At 60.4% G+C, this 24400-nt stretch carries 17 protein-coding genes; 13 read left to right on the plus strand and 4 right to left on the minus strand.

Annotated features, from left to right (window positions below):
• Nucleotides 1–174: 174 nt before the first annotated feature.
• From CCK88_RS12580 to CCK88_RS12600, 5 genes are all read left to right on the plus strand, one after another.
• Nucleotides 175–627 carry a LexA family protein gene (locus tag CCK88_RS12580; protein WP_244557519.1) on the plus strand — a complete coding sequence of 151 codons (453 nt, stop codon included), beginning with the start codon at nt 175–177 and terminating at the stop codon, nt 625–627.
• Nucleotides 624–1886 (plus strand): Y-family DNA polymerase, encoded by a 1263-nt coding sequence (locus tag CCK88_RS12585; RefSeq protein WP_086470964.1) that lies wholly within the window; start codon nt 624–626, stop codon nt 1884–1886. The genes CCK88_RS12580 and CCK88_RS12585 overlap by 4 nt, the downstream gene beginning before the upstream one ends.
• Nucleotides 1887–1946: 60 nt before the next feature.
• Nucleotides 1947–2471: a thermonuclease family protein gene (locus CCK88_RS12590; RefSeq protein WP_086470965.1), complete on the plus strand. Its 525-nt coding sequence runs from the start codon at nt 1947–1949 to the stop codon at nt 2469–2471.
• Nucleotides 2471–2725 carry a hypothetical protein gene (locus CCK88_RS12595; protein WP_086470966.1) on the plus strand — a complete coding sequence of 85 codons (255 nt, stop codon included), beginning with the start codon at nt 2471–2473 and terminating at the stop codon, nt 2723–2725. The genes CCK88_RS12590 and CCK88_RS12595 overlap by 1 nt, the downstream gene beginning before the upstream one ends.
• Before the next feature lie 435 nt (nt 2726–3160).
• Nucleotides 3161–3853 carry a hypothetical protein gene (locus tag CCK88_RS12600; protein WP_086470967.1) on the plus strand — a complete coding sequence of 231 codons (693 nt, stop codon included), beginning with the start codon at nt 3161–3163 and terminating at the stop codon, nt 3851–3853.
• 153 nt (nt 3854–4006) lie between these two features.
• Here the strand turns inward: CCK88_RS12600 and CCK88_RS12605 are convergent, their stop codons facing one another.
• A complete protein-coding gene (locus CCK88_RS12605) occupies nt 4007–5494 on the minus strand; it encodes a hypothetical protein (protein ID WP_086470968.1) in 1488 nt (495 codons plus the stop codon).
• Entirely contained in the window at nt 5491–10446 is a 4956-nt protein-coding gene (locus tag CCK88_RS12610; protein ID WP_086470969.1) for an AAA domain-containing protein, read from the minus strand. Before CCK88_RS12610 ends, CCK88_RS12605 begins: the two co-directional genes overlap by 4 nt.
• A 562-nt stretch (nt 10447–11008) precedes the next feature.
• Here CCK88_RS12610 and CCK88_RS12615 point away from each other — a divergent pair.
• The 8 genes from CCK88_RS12615 (at nt 11009) to CCK88_RS12650 (ending at nt 21255) form a co-directional block, all read left to right on the plus strand.
• Nucleotides 11009–12976: an AAA family ATPase gene (locus tag CCK88_RS12615; RefSeq protein WP_086470970.1), complete on the plus strand. Its 1968-nt coding sequence runs from the start codon at nt 11009–11011 to the stop codon at nt 12974–12976.
• Entirely contained in the window at nt 12969–13199 is a 231-nt protein-coding gene (locus CCK88_RS12620; RefSeq protein WP_140048983.1) for a hypothetical protein, read from the plus strand. The genes CCK88_RS12615 and CCK88_RS12620 overlap by 8 nt, the downstream gene beginning before the upstream one ends.
• A 445-nt stretch (nt 13200–13644) precedes the next feature.
• Nucleotides 13645–13902: a hypothetical protein gene (locus CCK88_RS12625; protein ID WP_140048984.1), complete on the plus strand. Its 258-nt coding sequence runs from the start codon at nt 13645–13647 to the stop codon at nt 13900–13902.
• Entirely contained in the window at nt 13878–14543 is a 666-nt protein-coding gene (locus tag CCK88_RS12630) for a hypothetical protein (protein WP_140048985.1), read from the plus strand. The genes CCK88_RS12625 and CCK88_RS12630 overlap by 25 nt, the downstream gene beginning before the upstream one ends.
• An 86-nt stretch (nt 14544–14629) precedes the next feature.
• On the plus strand, nt 14630–16954 hold the full coding sequence (locus CCK88_RS12635; protein WP_086470974.1) for a hypothetical protein: 2325 nt from the start codon (nt 14630–14632) through the stop codon (nt 16952–16954).
• Nucleotides 16951–18012, plus strand: a complete 1062-nt coding sequence (locus tag CCK88_RS12640) for an ATP-binding protein (protein ID WP_086470975.1) — start codon at nt 16951–16953, stop codon at nt 18010–18012. The genes CCK88_RS12635 and CCK88_RS12640 overlap by 4 nt, the downstream gene beginning before the upstream one ends.
• A complete protein-coding gene (locus CCK88_RS12645) occupies nt 17999–19960 on the plus strand; it encodes a TniQ family protein (protein WP_086470976.1) in 1962 nt (653 codons plus the stop codon). Before CCK88_RS12640 ends, CCK88_RS12645 begins: the two co-directional genes overlap by 14 nt.
• Nucleotides 19961–20235: 275 nt before the next feature.
• Nucleotides 20236–21255: an acetyltransferase domain-containing protein gene (locus tag CCK88_RS12650; protein ID WP_086470977.1), complete on the plus strand. Its 1020-nt coding sequence runs from the start codon at nt 20236–20238 to the stop codon at nt 21253–21255.
• Here CCK88_RS12650 and CCK88_RS12655 read toward each other — a convergent pair.
• The gene (locus tag CCK88_RS12655; protein WP_086470978.1) at nt 21218–22525 is read right to left on the minus strand and encodes a hypothetical protein; all 1308 of its coding nucleotides are present in this window, start codon (nt 22523–22525) and stop codon (nt 21218–21220) included. The two genes, CCK88_RS12650 and CCK88_RS12655, sit on opposite strands and share 38 nt — an antisense overlap.
• A gap of 84 nt (nt 22526–22609) precedes the next feature.
• On the minus strand, nt 22610–24340 hold the full coding sequence (locus CCK88_RS12660) for an ABC transporter ATP-binding protein (protein WP_086470979.1): 1731 nt from the start codon (nt 24338–24340) through the stop codon (nt 22610–22612).
• Nucleotides 24341–24400 lie beyond the last annotated feature (60 nt).

The following is a 24400-nucleotide window of genomic DNA, read 5'->3' on the forward strand; positions in this document are numbered from 1 at the left end:
TGGGTCGACACCAAGATTTTATGGGTCGATGCCCGTTGCCTCGAACGGCGATCATTCAGCCGTTGGGCTATCCAGTGCGCGCGACCTACAGGTTCGCCCCGACGCCGATGAAAACAGTTCTTGTTTTGTTCGGTAACGTCGACGATCCTTTCAGGAATCGACGCCGGAGAAGACATGCCCCTCAACGCCGCCATCGCCGACCACCGCATGCCGGTACCGCTCTCCTCGCTGTTCCAGCTGAGCGTTCCCCTTGTCGGTCGGACCGTCCACGCAGGTTTCCCGTCGCCGGCGGACGACTTCATCGAGGACATGATCGATCTGAACCAGGTGCTGGTCCAGAACCCGACCGCAACCTTCCTGTGGCGGGTGGTCGGGGACTGCATGGTGGACGTCAAGATATTCCCCGGGGACGTGGTGATCGTCGACCGTTCGATTTCGCCGAAACACCGGTCGATCGTGTTGGCGATTGTCGACGGTGAACCCACCCTCAAGCGCCTGAACCGGCGCGGCGGCACCTTCGTACTGCAGAACGAGAACGCCAAGCTGCCGCCGTTCTTGGTATCGGATGGCACCGAAGTGTCGGTCTGGGGCGTGGTGACTGCCACCATCCGCGATCTCAATAAGTGACCGCCTTCGCCCTGGTCGACGGCAACAGCTTCTACTGCTCTTGCGAGAGGGTGTTCGACCCCAAGCTCGAAAAGCGTCCTGTCATCGTCCTCAGCAACAACGATGGCTGCGCCGTAGCCCGCACCAACGAGGCCAAGGCGCTTGGGATCCGGATGGGCCATCCGTATTTCCAGATCAAGGACCTGTGCCGGCGGGAGGGCGTGGTGGCCCTGTCCTCCAACTACGCGCTCTACGGCGACATGAGCCGGCGCCTCAACCAAATCTACGACCGCTTCAGCCCGGACGTGGAGATATATTCCATCGACGAGAGCTTCATCGACGTCAGCCGACTTGAGGTGAAGGACCGCACCGCTTGGGCGAAGGACCTGCGTTCCACGGTCAAGCAGTGGTCGGGAATTCCCACCTGCGTCGGCATCGGCCCGACCAAGACCTTAGCCAAGCTCGCCAACAAGGCCGCCAAGAAGTTGCCCGAAGGCGTCCTCGACCTGAGTGAACCCACGGAGCGGGCCCGCCTCATGGCCGACTTCCCAATCGGCGACGTCTGGGGCATCGGACCCGCCAACCAGGCCAAGCTGGCTGCCATGGGCATCCAGTTCGCAGGCCAGGTGCGGGACCTCGAGCCGCGGCAGGCTCGGCAACTGATGACCGTCGTCGGCGAGCGCCTGGTGCACGAACTCAACGGGCGCTCCTGCATGCCGCTGGAGACGGTGGCTCCCGTGCGTCAGGGCTGCGCCGTAACCCGCTCTTTCGGCCAACGCGTGACCCGCAAGCAGGAGATGGAGCAGGCGGTCGCTGGCTACGCCACCCGGCTGGGCGAGAAGCTGCGGCGCCATGGCCTCGCAACCGACCAGGTCACCGTCTTCATGCACACCAGTCGTTTCGACGATGACGAGCCGCAGCGGAGCGTCTCCATGTCGGTGCAGCTGCCGGAAGCGACCAACGACACCATGGCACTGCTTAAGGCCAGCCGAAGCGCGGTCGACCAACTCTGGAAGTCCGGATACCGCTACGCCAAGGCCGGCATCATTACCCAGGATCTGGTGACGCCGACAGGAACGCAGAAGGCTTTGTTCGACGGCCTCGACCATGATCGGGCCACCAAGGTCATGCAGGCCCTAGACGCCGCCAACAAGCGTTGGGGACGTGCAACGGTGTTCCCGGCGGCGATGGGGATAAGGCGGGAGACGTTCTCGACCAAGTTCGAGATGCGGACGCCCAGGTACACGACGCGATGGGACGAACTGCCGGAATGCCGGTGAGGATCGATTGCCATCGTAGGACGAAATGAACCGGAAACGCTTACTTGCTATGGTGATGGCATGAGCATCATCCGTTTCGACCCAAAGCGGCGTCCATATAAGCCGCGGACCTCCGGCAAGCCCGACGCGATAACCCCGGCGCTCGCCGTTGCGGCGCTGGTGAGCGTCTGTACGCTCGGTTGGATTGCAGCCGACACGTTCCTGCCCGGTGGGGGACAAGCGGTCGTCGCCTCCGAGATGCGGGTTCAGTTCCGCATGTGCGGATCCGGACAGCGCCACACATGCGTGGTCGATGGCGACACCATCTGGCTGGACGGCATGAACCTGAGGCTGCAGGCATACGACACGCCGGAGCCCTACAACGACATCTGCGGCGGCGAGGCAGAGAAGGCCCTGGCGCACCGCGCGAGCTCCCGCCTGCTCGAACTGTTGAACGGCAACAGCTTCACGGTGGAGACTTTCGGTACCGATCGCTACGACCGGACGCTCGCGACGATCAGGATCAACGGCACCGATGTCGGTGACATCCTCATCTCCGAAGGGCTGGCCCGCCGTTGGCCAGATGGCCACGAGTTCTGGTGCTGATGCGGGTTCCTGCCGTCGACCCCAAGCGCGACAAGCTTATCCGCCATTTCGAGAAGAAGCTCGCTTACTTCCAAGGCATCCCTTCGCATCGACGGGAAGACGAGGCCGCCGACGAGGGCGAAGCCACGTGCCGATCGATGCTGGCCGGGCTCAGTGCCTCGAGAAGCAAGGACGGGAACGACGCATCGGATATTGTGTCGCTGGAACAGTGGCTCGATGAGATCGAAAGAGATAATGGCAGCGACAAGGGATGAAACGGTCGCATCCGCTGCCACGCTAAAACCAACTGGTAGTCGGTTCAAGATGATTAGTGTCGAGAGTGGATGTGATGCCTTTATCTTGAGCATCTCGGCCTTTCTGGTTCACGAAAGTTCGCTTATGGACTACTTTAGAGATCTTCGTAGAATACATCATTCTTGATTAAATCGCTGATTTATAAGTGGTATTAGGCCAACATGGCGCCTCAGAGCAGTTGACTGTATCTAGATAAACCTGCCCCCTCGTCGCATTTTTGGGTCCACTGATGCCGAAAGGACCCCCGATGGAAACGGTGAATGAAATCATAGAGACGCTCGGTGACCTCCCGTCGTCTAGCCTCGCACTTCTTGTCGTCTTGGCAGGCTTTGGCCTCGCCGCGTGGGCGATCTATGTCGTCCATGAGCACTCGAAGCAGGGGCCGAAGCGATAAGATGGCCATGCTGAACTGGGTGCGTTTTCCGACGCACTGGATCGAAGCCGAGGAACACCACCTCAGAGATATCGATTGGGCGGAGGATGGTATCGATGGGCTTGCGGGTTTGATGACGTTAATCGTCATCGTGCAGCATGCCGATCAGGAGACGGGCGAGGCCAAGGTCACCTACGATCTGCTGCAGAAGGGAACCGGCCTCAGCCGATCAACGATCGCGCGCGGCCTTGGCTTTATCGAGGGTAAACTTGTGAAGAAGCTCTCGCAAAGCCGATATAGTATCGTCGGTTACGATGCGGGCAGCGGATGGGCAATGCTACCGGCAAAGCCCTTGTACACCGGCAATGGCGAGATCAGCTTTTTTCAAGAGTTCCGTTGCCGGAAGGCCGTCGAGCTCAACGCGCTGAAGCTTTATCTGCTCTTCGTGTCTCGGCGTGATCGTAACGACAACATGGCACATGTCACCTACGACATGATCGAGGACTACACCGGTATCTATCGCGACGACATCAAGCCGGCGCTAAGCTTTCTCGCTGCCAACGGCATGGTCCACATTGAGCATGTGCCGAGCAAGAAGAGCAAGTTCGGAGTCGCCAATGCATACCGCATCACCCGTCTCGAAGCCTACCGTCATATGGGGACCACCGGACGGCAGCACGACGCTGGCGGATACTTCAACGGTCCGAACGAATAGACTCTTGGTAGGACCCTGGGACGACGCTTAGTGTGCAGACATCCCTGCCCGCATGCCGCTGGTCGATTGCTCTTCCACAATCACACTAGGCGCACTGCCTCGATAGAGTCCCTCGCGACAGCCACCATATTTGCCCTTCACGGGGAACAGTTATCATTCCGGGACTGAGCTGCTCATTTCACCCTCATCCGCGGTTGTGCGTGCCAAGTCTTCGCGAATTCTACGTTCGAGTGCGTCTTCCTTGACGTACCGGTGCAAAGAGTGCCCGACATATTCCGATGCTCGCTCGACTACACGGGGATCGAAACTGATGAAACCCAGAGGCACCGGTAGGCCGGCCTTGGACCCAATGGGAGCGTGGATTGACGCCGCTACCAAGACACCCGGTACTATCAGCAACTCGAGCGTTTGAGGGAATGCTGGCGCATCGCTTTTGCAGACCTGGGCGAACGCTTTTTTGACGTGAGCATCGGGCCAACCTGACACCAAGCCAACAGTGGTGGCCGGACGGTCACTATTGTTATCTGCTCCATTTCGCGACGCCATCATCCGCAGCAATTCGGGAAGTGTTTTCGTCGCGCCCCAATGCTTCACGATGGGGATCAACCACAGCAAGGTTGACGGTCGTGACCTTGACCGAAGTGCTATGCTGTAAGCCTCGGTAAGTTTGCGCACGTTGTCGCGGGTGAAAAGAGAACCTACGAAGGCGATAGTCTGACGGTTCGATCGCACTTCACCAACACGGTTGAAGGTTTCGCGATAGTACTGATCGACGGCTAGACCGCTCTTGCGGACGAATTCCTTGAGGAACTCGGGAGCTAGCGATATGAGCACCTCATAAGCTTCCCGATCTCCACTTCTCTGGGTGACCGAGAGGTCATCAACGAAAGCTGCCACGGCGTCCAACACCTCGGGGCGGTCTTCCTGTTCTACCTCGTTGCGCCATTCGCTTAGATCAGCCACACCTGCCCAAGGACGGAGCCCAGTGGACTTGATGGTCAACTTCACTGAGCTCGAAAAGCGATCTCCCGGGCTCACGTGATCAATCGAGTAGAGCGATCGCTTGTCGAACGACGCCTTGTCCCTTCTGCTGGCAATCTCCGAATACGATTTCCGGAAGGCCGAGTAGATGTTTCCAGCTGCGGCGCTGGCACGCTCAGGCTGTAGGAGTGGCAACTCTGGAAGAGCCCTCGAGAAGTCATCGAGGCCTCGAGGATGTTCATAGGCAAGGGAGATGAGGTCGAAACCGACATTCTCACGCCGAGCTTCCACATCGAATATCTTCGGTTCGTCCGATCCTTCCAAAAAAAGGCTCATACCCGAAAGGGTAATCCAAAGCCTACCTTCTCGCCGCTCGACGTATCCCAGCCCCGCGACCTCGGCGAGAACGAACGACATGTCCCTCAAACCGAAGCCGAAGAACAAGGCAGCCTCGTTCTCGTCGATCCCATCGACCGACTTCACCAATCGCAACAAGAACTCGGCGGTGAGGGACACCCGACCGAGAACAGCTACCTTGTGATCGACATCGAACCGGCGGCAAGGAAGAAGTACATCGTAGCTCGCTAGTTCGAGATCCTTATCTTCCTCTGGTTTCAATAGCCCCGTCAGAGACAGGATCGGTCTTGTTTGCGTGATCATGCCGTGGCCACCGTTTCCTTGACCGCATCTCGCCGGTCTCCAACGTCCCCCAGCAGCGCGGACGCCGATATCACCTGAGCATCTCCGGCGCTGAAGCGCTCCTCTACTGCTTCCGAGAGCCGCTGCATTGGACTACCGACTTGCCAACGTGATTTCGCGCCAACAATAATCAAGCGATCCATGGCGCGACTGACAGCTACGTTGATGCGGTTCGGTCGCTGCAAAAAGCCTGGCTTTATGGTGGCGAGCCCTCGCTCCGCTTGGCCCGAGACATTGTTGCGCACAAGCGAAAGGACAACGATCGGGTTTTCCTTGCCTTGGTAACTATCTACGGTATCGATCTTGATAGAGCGACGGAATGCTTCAGGTAGGTTAGCCGCCTGGATCTTCTTACGGATGAGATCCCGTTGCGCTGCGTACATACAGATCACGCCTATCACGTGGGCATGCTTCGTTTGTTCCGCGACCCATTCTGTGAAGGAAGCGGTTGCCGACCACTTCTTGAGCAGTGCAACTATACTATCGGCCTCCGCCGGATTTATCCTGCTGGTACCGGTGCTTTCGGTACGTTCTTCGCCGGAAGCACCTAATGAGTCTGTGGTTATCCAGGTGAGCGGCTGCTCCAAGCCCTCCGGCAATATCTCCGGATCTATCTCAGGCGTGGTCCGTCCAGCTTCGAGCATCCCTTCATAGAAGGTATCCGAAACAACCTGCCCGATAGGAGGAAGCATGCGGTATTGGGTCTTGAGCCTGGCGCCTGCCGACTTGCCATAACCATTCTCGAACAGGCGCTCGAAATCGCTTTGCACAACCGCGAGTTCCGAGGTGCCGAGTTCGCTCGCGACTTTCGAAACGACGGTGGCGGGGTGCTGGGGCTCCAACTGCGCATGGTCGCCAACCAACACCACCCACCGCCCTGACTGCATCGGGACCGCTAACTCACTTGCGGTACAACGTGCAGCCTCGTCGATGATGACGAGATCGAAGGGGGTCGTGGTAAGGCCTAACGACGTGCGACCAAGTCCGACGCATGTCCCGGCAACGATCTGCCGAGTACCGGCCAGGAATGCTTCGTAGCCTCGCTGCTGCGTAGATACGCTACCGACGAAGTCTTTGGCTAAGTTGAACACGGACCGCATCCTGCCGATCCTCTCGGGCGCTGGACGCTCACTTGCTGTCAGACGGTCAATTACAGCTCGCAAGGTGTCGTCTAGCACCTCCAGTGGATCCTCCTCAAACACCAGCACGCCTGCTCCAGCTACGCTCTCGCCAAGAGCCTCCAGCGTGTTCGACAAGCTGTTTATCCGTTCATCTTCCGGCTCTGGCTGCTCCCGTAGCTTTACGATTCTCTCGGCGACGGGTCGCATGTGAACCTCGATGTCGATCATCGCTTCCACTACAGGCAATGGAATTCCAAGAGCCCTACCTGCTAACCTCATTCGGTCACGAAACTCGGCACCGAAGCGATCCTTGTAGAGCTGTTCCAATCGGTCCGTATGAAATGGCATCAGCCGCCCGGAGACCACGCCTTCGTTACCTACGCGGAGAATGCTGGGTTGCTCATCCTGGTTGGCGAAAAGCCTTAGCACCGCTTCGGCGGCATTGTTGACGGCCTCATGCGATTGGCTGGCAAGAAGGATGTTTTTTGCCATGCCACGCGTGAGCGCGAAATGCGTGAGGGCGGCGATGAAGAGGGTCTTCCCTGTCCCGGGAGGACCCTGAAGGGCGCCTAAGGGGCGCACGGCGACAATCTTTCTGAAAGCCTCTCTCTGATCCTGGTTTAATCCGTAGCGAGCAAGATCTTCATCGCTCACCGCAAGATCCAGAGATGCCGGACGATATTCGGTCTTGGGCTCGAACAAAGTTGGGATCGATTTTATACGAGCCTGCCCACTCAGTGTCCGACCGATTGCAGATTCCCTACGGCGGAGGCTTTGAATTTCGAAGTGGCTTATGAAACGCAGGCGCTGCTCTTCAGTCACGAGAGCTGCATTGCCGGTCGTACTCCAGTCCGCCGCGTCGATGAAAACCCGATCGGGCTTCGACCTGGCGATATCGAGTTCACCTATACGTTGCCAGGCGCCCTTGCGATCGAGTCGCTCGACACCAACGCGATCGTTTCGGTTAAAATCGAATGTTCCGCTAGTCAGCTCGAAAGGCACGATATGGCGCTTAAGATCGCGATTATACCCGCTGTCGGCCGCTGCCACGCCATCGGTGGTAAGATCACTCTCTGCCGTGATGAGTGACTGCCATAACCGCCGTATATCAACGGTTGGTAGCTTGGGGATTGCTGCTGCGGCTTGGTTGTCATTGAACGCATCATAAGCCGTGTCGTCGAAGGTAGGCTCTGGCTGAGCTTCGGGTATCTCTTCTCCTGCAGCGGTATCGACCCCCTTGGTAGCCTGGTTACCCCAATTCGACAGGAAGGCCTCATCAGCGAGGAGAAAGTCGATATCGGTAAAGTCACTGGCCACCGAGCTGGATATTTCTATCTCAGCCTCGAATTGCATGAACTCAAACCTCGCCAGTCGACTTATCTGCTTCTGATCGATCGTGCACCGCCGCGCGCGGACAGGACGCATTCGATCATCGAGGAAGACCTCCAGTTCTTCGCACGCGCCACGTATGAAAAGGCTCGATCGATTCACAGCTCCCTTTCGTACATAGAACTGGCCCTCGTCCGACAGCAGGGGACCTGGGGATATTCCAGGCACCTGAATCTTGACCTGGCGTGCCGATGCTTGTTCGAGCTGTGGAAGCAAAGCTAGTTCGAGCGCCTCCATCAACGGAAGAAGCGTGCCGTTTTCAGGCACGGTGTCTCGGCAACTATCGAGGGCAGCTGAGATCTTGATTGCGACAGATGCATCAAGACCCGCCTCGGCTAACACCTCTTCCGTGATTTTTGTGACCGCGAAGCGGTCTCGCTCAAGTCGACCACCGGATGCAGGCGAGTAAGCCGTGTTAGTTGGCTCACCGTCATCGCTGGCCTGGAAGTCGAGAATGTCGATCAGAACGGGGGCGCCGTCCTCTGCGACGATTATGTTCTGGGGCTTGATGTCGCCGTGTGTGAGACCGACGTCATGGATCGACTTCACTGTATTGGCAAGCGATAGGCAGAACTCGATCGATTGCACCTGCTGACCATGGAAGCGTCCTGCTTCGCGAGCGTCCGTTAGTACGCTGCCATCAACCCACCGCTGAATGATGGCCATAGCGTCGCCGAGCCAGTACGCGCCTTGAATCACTGCACATCCATCCAGGGGGGACAGCTGCATTTCGTGTGCGTTGATAAGGAAGTCTAGAATGCGGGGACCTTCTCGAGTCTGGTCACCCCAAGCGGCCCTCTTCCACAGCTTCACAAGTACCGGAAGGCCTTCCCCATCTTCGCTCTTCCAAATGTCGACCCTGTCGCTTTCCTTGAGCATCTCCATCTCGGGGAAAGCAGAAAACAGTTGTCTTTGCGAACGATACGTCTCCCGAAACCTTTCCAGTCCCCGGATTACCTCTGCGGCATTAGGTCGGTCGGCGGTGGCCGAGTTGAACGCATCCAACGCCGATTGGGCATCCGCGAACCTGTCGTTGGGGTCTAGTGATAGACAGCGTTCAAGCCATGGGTGAAGAGACGCGAACTTCCCTTCTGCGTCGATTGAAGGGTCCCACTCGAAAGGCATATCCTCCCCGCTGTCCCGAGCAGGTTGAACGCCCATCAGCAGCCAGTGAACCGCTACTGCCAGGAGAAAGACATCTCGGCGCTTCGGAATGTTTTCGCCACCAAGCACGTCCTCGGGGAGCTTTGCACTGGCGAGGAACTGGTACCTGCGCTCCCCAAGGGATTCGACTTGGGGGAACTTCGCTGCCATCAGGTGGGACAGTTTCACCGTTGAAGGAGACTCTAGCCAAATGCTGTGACCTCCCAAATCGAGATGGGCAGCGTCGGCAGCATGGAGCGCAGCCACTCTAGCTATCAGTTGGCGTGCCAGTTCGATCCGATGGTCACGCGCCAGGTGTGAATTTTCGGACGTCACGAATTCGGATAGACGCCGCAGGCGCTGACGCCGATCGAAAATTTCCCAGTATGCAACTCCCCGCTCGGGATCTTCGGCCCGCGGGTGAAGGATCGCGTTTTCGCACGCCTCGCTACGGTCTTTCAAATACTCTACGACACTGCGTTCACGACCCGCGACTTCCTGACGGGCCTCGTCGTTCTGAAAACGTGTATCGGCCTTGGTGAAATCCCAGATGCGTAAGGTCCCGAGGGTCTGGGCTGCGTTTTCGTCTACCGCATCGTACTCGCTATAAATCTTGCCCGGGTGCTGAAAGGTAGCTTCGTCAGAGTTGGAGACGAAGTTGTTGTATCGACGTCTTCCGGGGACGATCGGGCCGGTTCTAGCGTTAAAGAATTTGCTGAGTTGGTCTTTCCAGACTTTTTCCGTGAGAAGACCATGCGATGAGATAGCTACTTTTCCGAACGTATCGATCCGCGTGCCGGTCTTACTAACCGCCGAGATGAATTGCTCGTCGGTGAAAACGGATCCCTTCTCGGTTTCTGAGATGCCTGTCGTGTCTGCCTTGCCAGTCACGACTACCAGTCCAATTACTCGCGGAACTATCTCGCCTTTCATGTGACGCTTCAGGTGCTCCGTTAGGAGCTGCCAGACCGCCTTTGCGTTCGCATGGATCTTGCCAACAGGGGACGGACCGGTATCCCTGCCGTTATGTATCCAGTTTCCGCTGCCGTCGCTCTCTATACGACCATGCCAATCTTTGAGATCGATTAGGAAAATACGGTCTTCGGAAACCAGCACAAGATCGATCTCGCGCGATCGCCCCCTCCCGGTAGCAAGATCAAGATTAGTGAACCCATACCATTCATTGGGCAGCTTCCGCAGACGGTCGATGCCAACAACCTCGCGTATGTGCACGCCCCGCCCACAGGTTGTAATCTGCATGAATCTTGCCCCCAAGTGTTCGACCCACGGTCGTTCGGAAATGACTACTTTGCAATAGTTGTTTGCTCCCAAAGAGATGACGTGCCCAGAAAAGACGCACGGCTACAAATTAACCCTACTGGCTTCAGGCTCTCTCAGGCTGGTTGACATCTTTGACCTTGTTCTCTATCTGTTCACGCATGATCACCACTCAAACCAAACGCGGACCTGTTATCTCGGCGCCTTCGGGCAGCCGCGCGACCGCGTTCGTCTTCCGGCGGTCTACCTCGCAAGCATAGGCTTGCGGTTCATCGGGAAGACGCCATCGAGTACCTTCCCGTGTTCTATCCCCTCACCACCGACATCGACGCGACGATCGAACCCGACAAGCGAAAGCCTCGCTCGCCGGGCGCCTCGCCGCGTCTGCTGCCTTTCTGCATGGCTGGCTCGATGGCCGGCTTCCGAAAACATCTTCCGGTGACCCCATGAACAACCACAACCCGACGCGCCCGATGCGGCGCCATATGAACCGGCCAGGCACCGCGGCATAGATGCCCGTGTCCTCGCCGGCGCGAGGACACCTATGACTTCGAGACAAAACGACTTCGATCCCGATGACGACTTCGACGAGGAAGCGTCCTACCTTATCGAGGTGACACCCAAGGACCAGCAGTTCGGACTTGTGGCCGCGAGCAACGCCCTGCCCCGCCTGATGATCGAGCAGGCGACGACGGCAGGGGAGCTCGGCGTGTTCCGCAAGGCCCCCGGCATCGTCGCCGTCGTGGAGGCGCCGGGCGCCGCCTGGGTCAAGCCGCTGCTGCAGGCCGCCAAGACCATGGCGCACTGGGACCTGCACCTATCCGAATCCGCCAAGCAGAAGGCCGGGGCGGATAACAGCCGCGACCAGGCCATCCATGCCGTCGACAGGGGCCACCGCATCCTGGGGGTGTCGCAGAACCCCTCGGGATACCTCCCGGAGGGCTTGGCCGGATCGGCGGACATGACGGTGAAGGTCAACCTCCCCGACGACACGGTCATCAGGCGGACCATCCGCGCGGCCACGGGCCGCTATCCGAAGACCATGCCGAAGGATATCGCGCGGGGACTTTCCTATACCGACATCTGCCTGGCCATCCGCAAGGGCAGCAAGCCCGCCGAGTGCGTCACCCGCCTCATCGCCGCGGGACAGGCCGCCTCTCGTCAGGACGACGATCTCTCCCAGGTCCCGCCGCTGGCCAGCCTCTACGGCTACGGCGAGGCCATGGTGTGGGCGCGCGGCCTCGTCGCCGATCTCGATGCGTGGCGTCGCGGGGAGATCGACTTCTCCGCCCTGCAGCGCACCGTCGTGCTCGCCTCCGAGCCCGGCATGGGCAAGTCCACCTTCGTCCGCAGCCTCGCCAGGGCAGCCGGGGTTCCCTTGGTCGCGACGTCGGTGAGTACCTGGTTCTCCAACAGCACCGGATACCTCGACGGGGTCATCAAGCAGATCGACCAAGTTTTCCTGGGCGCCGCGGCCAACGCGCCGGCGATCGTCTTCCTCGACGAGATCGAAAGTATCCCGGATCGCGCCCAACTCACCGCCCGCGCCGCGGAATGGTGGATGCCCGTGGTCGGGCATATGCTGCTTACCCTCGACAGCGCCAGTTCCGGCGTCTCCTCGAGGCTGATCGTCATCGGCGCCACCAACTTTCCCGAAAAGCTCGACAGCGCCCTGACAAGGCCCGGCAGGTTGAGCCGGATCATCTGGATCGGCAGGCCCGATAAGGCCGCGTTGGCCGGCATCCTTCGCCAGCACCTCGGCGACGATCTTGCCGGCGTGGACCTGTCCGAGGTGGCTGCCCTGGGGTGGGGCGCCAGCGGCGCCGACGTCACCGAATGGGTGAAGCTGGCGAGGAGCGTCGCCCGCAAGGCGGAACGGCCCATGGCGATCGCCGACCTACTCGCCCAGGTTGCCCCTCCGGAGGATCGTCCTGACGATCTGGCGCTTCGCATCGCCGCTCACGAGGCCGGGCATGCGGTGGTCTTGCAGGTGCTTGGCCTTTCCGAAGTCACCGCGGTCTCCAGCATCGGCGCCGGGCCCTCGGGCGGCAGGACGGTGATCGGTGCGATGCCGGACGTCATGTCCAGGGAACAGGTCGACGGTTACGTGACCTTCCTGCTGGCGGGACGCTGTGCCGAGGAGGTGATCGTCGGCAGCGCCAGCAGCGGATCCGGCGGCTCCACCAAGAGCGACCTGGCACACGCGACCAACCTCCTGGCCAGCGCCTATGCGAGTCTGGGCATGGGCAACGAACTGCTGTACCGGGGCACGCCCGAGGAGGTGGGGCACATGCTCGCCATCAACGACCGGCTCGCCAAGGCCGTCGAGGCGGAGCTGCAGCGCCTCTATGCCGATGCCAAGGCCATCGTCACCGAATATCGGGCGGCGGTTCAGGCGGTCGCCCTTGCCTTGATACGCGAGCGCTACATCGACGGCGACAGGTTCCGCGAGATCTTCCTCCGCCACTCGCCAGGATCGCGGACGATCGAAATGGATGGCCGCGATGGATGACCTGATCGTCAAGGTCGTGGTGCGGCTGGCCGGGGTCTACGAGAACCACGGGGAGCGCGTCTATCTCGATGCCGGGCACCGTGCCCTGCTCGGGATCGCCCGTGCCGTCCAGGACGAGGCGGAGCGCCGTGCCGGCGTCGGCGGGAACAAGGTCGAAGGCCCGGTCATCAAGTTTCCCCTCGACCGTGCATGGCGTGAGAAGAAGGACCGGGACGATGCATGATGAAGAACTTGTTGTCCCGATCCCCACAATTGCTTTCCGGATTGTAACCGGCGATTCCCTGACGTCGGTAATTGGCGGGTTCACCGTCTTGCACCGGGCGCCGTGTCGTGGTTTCTGGACAGACCATGACCAGCACGCCCCTTGTTCATATCGCCCGCATTACGGGCCGGATTTCCGCCAGGTAACCCCTGCCAGGTCGCTGCTGACCATTGGCCGGGGACACCCGGTCGACCTCCACCCGAACGACAACAACACTAACCGGGACCATTCCCGGCGGGGGACACCTATTCGCACCATCCCTAAACACTCTGCGACACCACTGCGCTAGCGAACGCGCCGGCCTTTGTCCCCGGCTTCGCGCGAGCGTTGGCAGACCACGTCGGTTCACGTGGATGGCGGAGCCATGTCCGCCATCCCAATCACCCCTCCATCGGAGACTACGTCCATGACCTCGGTAACGACTGACCATAGCAATCAGCCTTTCGCCCCGGTCTTTGCGGGCGTCGGATTCCGAAACAAGTCGCCAGGCTTCGCGCCGGTGACGGCGAACATGGAGATCGCCATGTATTTCAAGCACGGCTTGCTTTTACGGCAATTGCAGTTGGGTGCACTTCGCGCGAACCAGCGTGAAGCCGAGGGACCCGAGTGCCTTATTTCGGAACGGAGGCGGTCGAAACGGTGCCTCGTCCTCGCCGGCTGGTGACCATCGCCGACAGCATTGCACACCGTAAGCCGGTGCGGCACCGTTATGGATCGGTTGTCGGGCTGGAGGTCGATCCATTCAGGCAACGCGGCATCTACTATGAGAGCGGCCTCGAAAGGGATTGGCTCCAGGTGATGATAGCCGACCCGGATGTCTTGGACGTCAGGGAACAGCAGTTGCTCGAGGTCAGCACGGCAACCGGCGACGTGGTCAAGCACTATGTCGACTACGTCGTTACTCGCACCGACGGATTGGTCGAGGCCAACGCCTGCAAGTACGAGAAGGACATCGACGATGAACTCCTCGACTTGCTGAAGCAGGCTGCGGCCACGGTCGGCGATGCTTTTGCTGACGAGTACAAGACCCTCTCGGAGGTCGGCCTGTCGCATCGTCGTGTCATGAACGCCCGCCAGGTAATCGACTGTGGCAAGGACTTCGACTTCCCGGCGCAGGACGCGATACGGGAGGCGGTGCCGTCCTTCGGTCCGTCCGTGTCCTTGGTCGAACTGGATGCAGTCGTCGGTGATAGGGACAGGGGCAGCCGTGCCGCCATCGCCTTGATCCAGCAGGGTCTGTTCGGTGTGGGGCCACACGAGCGGATCGGGCGCGTTCGCACGCTTCGTAATCTCTTCACCAAGTAACCAGATGGAGGGCCGACCCGGCCCTCCGTTAACCCGTCATTCTTCACCCGATACCCAAGTTCGCGGCAAGACGATCGGAATGCGCGATGAATGCAATAGCCAAGACCAATTATGCGTTCGGGGACTATGATCGGATTACGATCAGTGGCGCGTCGTATCGCTATGTCGGGTTCCTGCACGGAAAGCATGAGTTCCAGCTCGTCACGGACGACGTGCTGGAAAAGTACTTCGCGAGCTATTCCGACGACGAGGTCCATGACCTCGTCCGACGCAAGAACCTCCGCAACGAGGAAGGCTATTACTCGAAGGCGCTTGCTGAACTCAGGATGCGTCAAGACAACACCGATCTTGGCGACCTCGACGAGGAAGACGTCAGGACCATGTTCTGGAAGCGCGAGTGGTGTATCCGGTTCAACAGGGCCAGGGTTGGGTTGGATGGTTTTCCCGACCGGCTTACCATGACCCATCGGCACCTCACTTTTTTCATCGAAACGGTGAAGGAGGAAATGCGCACCTGGTATTTCCGACGCTACCGAGCCAATCGTCCCATGGGACGTCCGGTGCGTGTCAGGCTCCCCGATGGCACTACTGTGATTGAGCCCAAGCCGTTCGATTACCCGAATGCAACGGCTCTCAGGAACTGGTTGCGCGCTTACCGCAATGCCAATGAACGCATCGAGGCGTTCATCCCTGCATATGGCAACTGCGGCAACCGGCAACAGATGCATCCGGAAGTCGAAGACATCGTGACCCGTCGTGCACGGCAGTATGGGTCGCTGCGACGCCCGACGCGGAGCGACATATTCGAGGATATCGAGGTCGACCTGCGCAAGCTCAACGCTAAGCGGGGCGCCGCGCAGCCGCTCAAGGTAAGCCTGACTACGGTCAACCGCCGCATCTCCCGACTGAACCCCTTCATGGTGGAAGCCGGTCGGCTGGGTCGGGATGCGGCTTTGCGGAATTTCGCTCCTGTCGGTCGGGGTGTGGAGGTTGAGGATTTTCTCGAGCGCGTGGAGATCGATGACTGGACGGTGGACCTGTTCGCTATCCTTTGTAGCTCCGCTCGCTGGAAGACCCTCACGAAGGCACAGCGCAAGGCCATTCCGAGGGTTCGGGCCACGGTTACGATAGCGATCGATTGCGCTACCCGATGCATCGTCGGCTTGAACATCTCCGAGACAACGCCCACCACGGCGGCAGCCAAGAGCACCGTTCGCTCCATGGTGTCTGACAAGACTTCATTGGCTGCATATGCCGGTGCAACGAGTGACTGGCCGATGCAGGGGCGTCCGGGCTTGGTCGTCACCGATGGCGGTCCGGTGTTCAAGGCGGAGTTCGAAAAGGTCGTCATGCAGAGCTCTGCAAACCGCACCTTGCCTGGCCATGACCCCAGGATGCGGGGTTATGTCGAGTCGGTGAACAGGACGATGAAGGCCTTCTGCCGCTACTTCACCGGCCAGACCTTCGCCAACGTGGTGGAAAGAGGGGATTATAACAGCGAGGCCACCGCCAGCCTGGATTTCGAGAGCTTCCACAAGGCGTTCATCAGGTTCGTGGTGGACAAGTACCACCATCGAAGGCACCGCGGGCTCGGGGATATCACGCCGTATTCGATGTGGGAGACCTTGACCGGCGGACGCCGTCAGTTGCCGATGGATCCCGTGACCCAACTGGCCGTGTTTGGGTTGGCGAGAAAGGGGGTCAGGCTGGACAAGCATGGCGTCCTGCTCCTGAACGTATCCTATTGGTCGCGTGAACTAGGCCTGCTGTTCACCGAGATGGGTCACGGGGCTGCCGTCGATCTTAAGTCCGAGCCCGGCGACATCGGCAAGGTCTTGGTGGAGGTGCCCCGGCCCTATCGCAAGAAGTTGCGTGCCGCGGTCCTCAAGGCCGGGATCGCCGATGATCCGATGATTTCAGAAGGGTTTCTGCTGGTGCCTTCCGCAGACCCGCATTTCCACGGCATGGAATTGGCCATGAAGGCACAACAGGACAAGGTGCTTCGAGCAGCGGCAAAGGCGGCACAGAAGAAGGGCGAGCCGTTCAGGCTGGCTGCCCATGAAGCACTTGGCATCGAAGCGCGTCGGGCAGCTGCAGAGGCAGGTGGGCCGGAGCACCTCATCACGGAGGATGCCTGGAACGTGCTTCTCGACATCTACAAGCAGAAGATGATCGGCGCCACGCCACAAACCTTGGAGGATGCTCCTGACGACAGCGAAGAGGGAGGCGGATCTGGCACTTTGGTGGCCAAGGGTCGACCGACCGGTCGGGAGCGGACAAGAACGCAGCCGGTCGACAAGAAGGCACGTGAAAGAAGGGCGGCGACTCCCCCCAACGGCGAGCCTGACGGTAACGACCAATTCCACTTTCCGAACATAAACGAGATCGGGCTGGACGGAGACGACGAGTGACCGAGGAACCCTCTGCCGAGAACCATCCCGAGGGATTCGCCCAGCGCGACTACTACGCTTTAATACGCGGGAGACTGCCAGAAAAGCACAAGCGGGCCAGCGACATCATCTCCAAGGTCAACCAGGTCTACGTCGAGACGGGTCGGGACACCGCCCTTGCCGAGTCGTTCAGCAAGTTCGTGGTGTGGGTTACCGCGGAGCAGAACCACGGCTTCGTCGGCAAGGGCGACGCATTCTATGTCACGGGCGAAAGCGGCGCTGGCAAGACCGACATGGTCGAGCATCTGATTGCGCATCATGCGACGCTGGCACCCCTGATTACGCCTATAGGCACACTCTCGCCTTGTATCTCGATTTCCCTCCAAGGGCCCGCGACCTTATCTGTCTTGGCTCTTCGCATAGCAGCCGCCGCGGGTTTTCCGCTGAGCGACAAGCTTCGGGAAGGCAGGCTTTGGGACAAGCTGCCGGCCACTCTGAAGCGCGCAGGCGTTATGTTCATCCACATCGACGAGTTCCAGCATCTCTTCCACGCAGGGTGCGACGCGGAAGGTCTGGTGAAGTACATCAAGGGCCTGATGAACAATCCTCCATGGCCTGTCAGTTTTATCATCAGCGGCATGCCAGAAGTGCGGAATATAATCATCAATGACGAGCAGGCAGAACGGCGGAACAACAGTTTCACCTTGCCGCCAATCGACATCTCGAGACAGCGAGCGCTGGTTAAGCGGATAATCCGGCGCCTTTCTCAGGCTGCTGATATGGATGTCAAGGACCTGTTGGCATCGGATGTGCCTGAGCGCGTCGCTCACGCCGGGAACTATCAGTTCGGGCGCATCTGCGAAGTTACGATATCAGCGATACAGGAAGCTGCCTTGGCATCAGACAAGGTGCTGAACCGGATGCACTTCGCGGGGGCGTATGTCGAGCATTCCGACGCGCGCGACAGGAATGCCATGAATCCGTTTATCTCAGACGAATGGAAGTTGCTGAAGCCTGGGTATTTCATCCTACCGCCTAAGGGCGATAGAACCGAGCGTCTTGACCATGCCTCTGAATAGAGCGCCTGACGCTTCACCCCTGCGGTTGCGGCACGCGCTGAAGAACAACGAGGTGGCCACAGGCTTCGCGTCGAGGCTTGCAGCAGTCAATGGTTGCTCATTGGCCGACCTGTTGTTTCACCGGGGTATCCTGCTGTCCGACCTCGGCAGCGGCGACGCCGCTACGATCCGGTTGCTCGCAGCCATCGGGAGTGCTGATCCCGACCAGTTGCTCCACCAGGCCGTCCTGCCCACCCCGCAACTTCGTCGATGGCAGCTCGTAGGCGAGATCTTCGGACCGGACGGGATCAACCGCACCTTTTTCCGCTATTGCCCTCATTGTGTCCTCGAGGATCTGCACACCGCGTATGGCCCGCCGGCGGCAAGGCCCTGGATGCGGATCGAATGGACGCTAAAGCATTACAGGGTCTGTCATCGGCACCATTCCATGTTGCTGGCGGTGAAGCCGACCAAGGCGGCCGATGCACTGGATTTCTGCAACTCGCTCTCTCCGCTATTGCGTGGAATGCAAAATCATGCGGACGATGCAGGCATCGCCCGCCCGTCACCGTACCATGCCTGGATCGCGCGTCGCCTCGACATGGAAAGGGATCCGGATAACTGGCTTGATACGCTTCCTCTTCGCGTGGGCGCCGCCTGGTGCGAAAACCTTGGGGCGTCAATCCTGTTTCCGGACCGGATGACCAAGTTGACCGAGGAACAGATCGTCCAAGCTTGCGATGAGGGATTCAGGATCGCAAGCGCCGGCGAGCACGCCATGCGCGCAGCTTTTCTCGGAATGAATAAAGCGAAGCGGCGCGCGACAGGCCTTGTCAGACCCGTCGAGGTCTATCGGTATGCGTACCGGCTTCTGGGCCGTACACTCGACGACGAGGGGTTCCAGCCGCTGCGGAAGTTGCTGCGCGACTTCGGCACCAGCACGATGCCTTGGGCGGAAGGTACGGACTTCATGGGCGTGACGATCGACAAGCCTGAATTGGTCACCGTTACCCATACCGCACTGCAGGCGAACGTATCCAAGGCTACGATCCGGAGGTTGTTCTCGCGACACGGTCTCGGCGAAAGAGAGATCGCCGAGGGAAAGCCCAGTCGTGATATCGCCGTCCCGAGGCAGGAAGCCGAGCTGGTCGTCCGGCAGCTGAAGAGGTCGGTCGGCTATCGCGAAGCCATGGGATTGCTGGGCATCAAGCGGAAGACGTTCGACGGGTTGGTAGCGTCGGGCATCCTATCCGATTGCTTCGGTAGGGGTGCCGGCGACACCGAATTCTATCGCTTCTCCGTCGACGACATCCACGATTTGGTGGAGCGCATGCTGGAAGGTGCCGTCGAGGTGTCGCCAGGCGATCGGCAGTCGGACATCGTTGCGATACCTCGACGGTTGAACGCGAGGATAGCCGAAATCATCTCCCTGGTGCTGGACGGCAAGGTCAGGTGGAAGGGACGACTGGAAGGCCGGTCGGATTTCGGCGCCCTGGTGCTGGATGTGGATGAGGTCCATTCCTTGATCTTGGACAGCAGACCATCTCTCGTCCACCTCAGGAACTGCGATGTGCCCGGCGTTATCGTGGGCCTCAGCAAGAACTCGGTGACGCCTCTCATCGACCTCGACCAGCTCGATACCACCACGGAAGTCGTGCCGATCGCCCGGCGCGTTTCACAGGTGGTGACCAGGGCAAGTGCCGAGGCTTTTCACAGGAACTACGTTACGGCGACGGAGCTTAGCCAACGGCACGGGGTTAATCAGAAGAGTGCCAAGCAGCGGCTGGAGGCCGTTGGCGTCCTCCCCGCGTTCGATCCTGAGGTCGTCAACACAGTCATCTTCGATCGAACCGAAGTGGAGCGCGCGACCCATGGCCGCGATGGCTTCTGGGCCCAATCTGACTACAACCTCCTGCGTCGCGAACTAAGGGCGGCAAAGCGGTCGCTCGCTACGGATCGCCGTACCTGAAACCAGCTATCCGCCAACAGCCCAGGGATGGCTGTCGGCACCGGGGCAATCATCTTCCCGTTTCTTGAGATCTGAGGAGCCAGCCTAGGCAGCCGCTGCCGAGGTAGGATACGATTGCCTAACCATGGTGTCTGGAATCACAGATGCACAACTTTGGTTTCTGTGGAGGCACAACATTGAAGTTGCATAATTCGGGCGTTTCAGACCCCCAACAAAATCAATGCATTGCGTAGGCCCTGGTGCAGAACTTTGGTTTTCTCACCAGTGGAGTCTGCATGAGCATGGCAGACGGTGTGAAGCGCCCCCGCCTTCCTGTCATCGATATCGCCCGCGGCGTCGCCATCGTGGCCATGGCGATCTACCACCTGTGCTGGGATCTGGCCTTCTATCGGTTCATCGCTGTCGATGTCGGCTTCGATCCGGGCTGGGTGGTCTTTGCCCGCACGATCCTTTTCGCCTTCATGTTCCTGGTCGGGGTCGGGCTTGTGCTCGGTCACGGAGACGGCATGCGCTGGCGCAGCTTCTGGCGGCGCTGGATCTTCGTGGTCGGCGGCTCGGCGCTGATCACGCTGGGCACCTGGTTCGCCTTTCCCGACAGCTTCGTCTATTTCGGCGTGCTGCACGCCATTGCGCTGACCAGCCTTCTGGCCCTGCCCTTCCTGTTCACGCCGATCTGGCTCACCGGACTGGTCGCGCTCGTGGTGATCGGCCTGCATTTCGTCTATGCCGACCCGCTGTTCAACGAAAAGGCGTTTTCGTGGATCGGCTTCTGGGTCGTGCCGCCGCCGACCAACGACCTCGTCCCGGTTTTCCCCTGGTTCGGCGTGGTGCTGCTGGGCGTCATTGCCATGCGGTTGGTACGCGGCTCGGCGCTGGAAGCACGAATGGCCGCGATGCGTCCGGGCAATCCCGTGGCCCGGGTGCTGGGTTGGATGGGGCGGTGGAGCCTCGTCATCTACCTCGTGCACCAGCCGGTGCTGCTGGCGGTCATCATGCCGCTCTCGATGGCGATGGGCACGCAGGAGGCGAGCCGCGAGATCGACTTCCTCAATTCCTGCCAGGCCAGCTGCGAGGCGACCGGCACCACGGCCGCGCTGTGTGCCAGCTACTGCCAGTGCGGCCTTGAAGGGGTGGAGCGCGACGACCTCTGGGAGCCGGTATTCACCGGCCTCGTTTCGGCCGAGGACCAGGCCAAGCTCGATGCCAATAACCGGCAATGCTCGGCCCTGATCTACCCCGATCTCGAGCCGCCGGCGGTCAGTTCGCCAGCTCCGGAAAGTACGCCTTCGCCGTAGGTGCGAGGAAGGCCTCGAGATCGGCCAGCGGCACCGTGATGAGATCGGTGGAGCAGACCGAAATCACATGCGGATAGCCCGAGGCCGTGAACACCACCGACGGCCCCGGCGCGAAGCGGGCGCCCATATGGTCTGACAGCGCCTGTTCGCCATAGCAGTCGTCGTCCATTTCCACATCGTCGAAAAGCACGTCGGTGGGCAGGCGCTCGCGCACATAGGCGATCAGCGCCTGGCTCGGGCCCCAGACATATTCGTCCGGCGCCTGCGCAACGTCGCCGAGATCGGCCACATCGTCGGGGGCGGCACCCCAGCGCCGCGGCACCCATTCGGCGAAGATCCGGCTCCAGTCGAGCGGCTGGCCGGTGGCCGTGTCGTAGGTGTAGCTGTCGATGTGGTTATAGGGGTGAGCGCCGGTGCACCAGAGGCTGCCCGACTGGGTCCAACTGACAAGGCGCGGCGAGGCATAGGACAGCGTCACCAGCTCGCTGTCGTAATCGCCCAGATGACCGCCGCGAATGCTGTTCCGGCTCTCAAGTCCGTAGCTGGCATATTGGAAGGCGAGGCAATCGAAGGCAGCCAGGTTCATGCGCCCGTGCTGGGTGGCGAGGATAGTGTTGACGGCATCGACGCTTTCGCCGCCTGTGAAGGCGATGACGCGCGGAAAGGCAAAGCGCGTGCGCGGATCGGTGACGTCGCGGATCTGCGCTGCGCCGAGCCCGGTTGCTGGCCCCTCCTCCGCCGGCACGTCGAGCAGCGCCATTTCGAAGGGTGAATTGGTCCAGTCCAGGGCACCGCCATCGGCAAAGGACAGGTAGAACGAATGTTCGTGCAGCGACATGGGCGTGGCGCTTTCCGCCTCGCCCAGCGGACGCCAGGCGATGACTTCGAGCGCAATGTCCTGCGCCTTGGCCTTGCCGCCTTGAAGGCGCCGCGTGCCCGTGGCGACAAAGGTTGCGCTGTCGTAGTGCAGGTCCCAGGTGGCGGCGACGGGCGCCTCGAGCACATTGCCGCTGTCGTCGAGCACACAATCGGCCTCGCCGCAGACAGCCTCCTCATCGACGACCCAGGTCGCCCCGTCATGCGACACGGCGACGAGCGGAATATCGCCGCCCGTGTCGAGGTAGGCGAAACGGCCCGTCACGGCGCCTTCGTTGGGAGCGGTCAGTTCCACGACCACGTCCCGGCCCGCCACAGTGCCGCCCAGCGTCAGCACTTGCGCCATTGATGGCGTCGCTGCAAGCGACAGGGCGAGAATGACGACGAAGCGCATGGCGGAACCTCCCGGTTTCGCCTCTCCTACCATGTCCGGCTGAACCGGACATGACCGAAACGGGTGGGCTCAGGCAGTCCCGCGTCAGACCGGTTGCGCGAGGCCGCCGAACTGAGCCCGGTGCAAATGCGCATAGGCGCCGTCGCGCGCGAGCAGTTCGGCATGCGGACCGGCCTCGACGATACCGGTTTCATCGACCACGACGATGCGGTCGGCATGCTGGATGGTCGCGAGGCGATGGGCGATCACGAGCGTCGTCCGGCCCTTCGACAGCTCGGCCAGCGATTGCTGAATTGCCAGTTCGGTGGCAGTGTCGAGGGCGGAGGTGGCTTCGTCCAGCACCAGTATCGGCGGGTTCTTGAGAAAGATCCGCGCGATGGCGACACGCTGCTTCTGGCCGCCCGAAAGCTTTACGCCCCGCTCGCCGACCATGGTGTCGAGGCCAGCGGGAAGACGGGCGATAACGGTGTCGAGCCGGGCGCGACGGGCGGCGTCCATGATCGCCTCGTCGCTGGCACCAAGCAGGCCATAGGCGATATTTTCGCGCAGCGAGCCGCCGAACAGGAAGACATCCTGCTGCACGATGCCGATCTGGCTGCGCAGGCTGGTCTGGGTCATATCGCGGATGTCGATGCCGTCGATCGAAATCGCGCCAGCGCTGACATCATAAAAGCGCGGCAGCAAGGCGCAGAGCGTGGTCTTGCCGGCGCCCGAGGGACCGACGATGGCCACGGTCTCGCCCGCCTTGATCGCGAGATCGATTCCCTCGAGCACCGTGCGACCGGTATCGTAGGCAAAGCTCACGTTCTCAAAGACGATGTCACCTGAGAGGCGCGACACGACCTGTGCATTCGACCGGTCGGCAATGTCGGGCTCGGTGTCGATCAGGTTGGTGAAGCGCCTGAAGCCAGCAATGCCCTTGGGATAGCTTTCGAGCACGCTGGTGATCTTGTCGATCGGGCGCATGAAGACGTCCACCAGCAGCAGGAAGCTGACGAAGCCGCCATAGGTGAGTTCACCGCCGACCACGAGCCATGCACCGGCCAGCATGACGAGGAGCTGCACGAGACGGGTCGAGAGATAGGTGATGGTGATGCTGGCCGTCATGATGGCATAGGCCCGCAGCTTGGTGGCGCGGTAGGCCTGGTTATTGCCCTCGAACAGGCGCGATTCATGCGGCTCGTTGGCAAAGGCCTTGACCACGCGGATGCCGCCGATGCTATCCTCGACGCGGGTATTGAATTCCCCGACGCGGCCGAACAGTTCCTGCCAGTTCAGGGTCATCTGCGAGCCATACTTGCTGACCAGCCAGGTCATGACGGGCACGACGATCACGGTGATGCTGGCCAGCTGCCAGTTGGTCACGAACATCAGGATGAAGGCCCCGATAAAGGTCATGACGGCAAGGAACATGTCCTCGGGGCCGTGATGCGCCACCTCGCCGACATCCTCAAGGTCCTTGGTGACATGGGTGATGAGATGGCCAGTCTTGTGATTGTCGAAGAAGCGGAAGCTCAGTTTCTGCAGGTGGTCGAAAGCCTGCCGACGCATATCGGTCTCGATGGAGACGCCCAGCACGTGCCCAAAGTAGTTCACGATGGCATGCAGCACCGCATTTATCGCGTAAATGGCGAGGAGTGCTGCCCCAGCGAGGAGGACGATGCTGAACTCGCCCTGCGGCAAGAGTCGATCGATGAAATAGGCAACGGCCAGGGGGAAGGCGAGCTCGAGCAGGCCGGCGACGACGGCACTGCCAAAATCGAGGGCGAACAGGCCCTTGTAGGGGGCGTAGTAGGAAAAGAAGCGCTTGATCATATAACTGGACTGAACTGGTCTAGTTTTGTCCTAGCCCTATTGAGGCCCGTCCGACAAGCG

Source organism: Devosia lucknowensis (assembly GCF_900177655.1).
Classification (GTDB): domain Bacteria; phylum Pseudomonadota; class Alphaproteobacteria; order Rhizobiales; family Devosiaceae; genus Devosia; species Devosia lucknowensis.

Excerpts from the sequence above, each read along its gene's own strand:
- CCK88_RS12580 (WP_244557519.1), top strand. The coding sequence starts at position 175 with ATGCCCCTCAACGCCGCCATCGCCGACCACCGCATGCCGGTACCGCTC.
- CCK88_RS12590 (WP_086470965.1), top strand. The coding sequence starts at position 1,947 with ATGAGCATCATCCGTTTCGACCCAAAGCGGCGTCCATATAAGCCGCGG.
- CCK88_RS12595 (WP_086470966.1), top strand. The coding sequence starts at position 2,471 with ATGCGGGTTCCTGCCGTCGACCCCAAGCGCGACAAGCTTATCCGCCAT.
- CCK88_RS12600 (WP_086470967.1), top strand. The coding sequence starts at position 3,161 with ATGGCCATGCTGAACTGGGTGCGTTTTCCGACGCACTGGATCGAAGCC.
- CCK88_RS12605 (WP_086470968.1), bottom strand. The coding sequence starts at position 5,494 with ATGATCACGCAAACAAGACCGATCCTGTCTCTGACGGGGCTATTGAAA.
- CCK88_RS12610 (WP_086470969.1), bottom strand. The coding sequence starts at position 10,446 with ATGCAGATTACAACCTGTGGGCGGGGCGTGCACATACGCGAGGTTGTT.
- CCK88_RS12615 (WP_086470970.1), top strand. The coding sequence starts at position 11,009 with ATGACTTCGAGACAAAACGACTTCGATCCCGATGACGACTTCGACGAG.
- CCK88_RS12620 (WP_140048983.1), top strand. The coding sequence starts at position 12,969 with ATGGATGACCTGATCGTCAAGGTCGTGGTGCGGCTGGCCGGGGTCTAC.
- CCK88_RS12625 (WP_140048984.1), top strand. The coding sequence starts at position 13,645 with ATGACCTCGGTAACGACTGACCATAGCAATCAGCCTTTCGCCCCGGTC.
- CCK88_RS12635 (WP_086470974.1), top strand. The coding sequence starts at position 14,630 with ATGAATGCAATAGCCAAGACCAATTATGCGTTCGGGGACTATGATCGG.
- CCK88_RS12645 (WP_086470976.1), top strand. The coding sequence starts at position 17,999 with ATGCCTCTGAATAGAGCGCCTGACGCTTCACCCCTGCGGTTGCGGCAC.
- CCK88_RS12650 (WP_086470977.1), top strand. The coding sequence starts at position 20,236 with ATGAGCATGGCAGACGGTGTGAAGCGCCCCCGCCTTCCTGTCATCGAT.
- CCK88_RS12655 (WP_086470978.1), bottom strand. The coding sequence starts at position 22,525 with ATGCGCTTCGTCGTCATTCTCGCCCTGTCGCTTGCAGCGACGCCATCA.
- CCK88_RS12660 (WP_086470979.1), bottom strand. The coding sequence starts at position 24,340 with ATGATCAAGCGCTTCTTTTCCTACTACGCCCCCTACAAGGGCCTGTTC.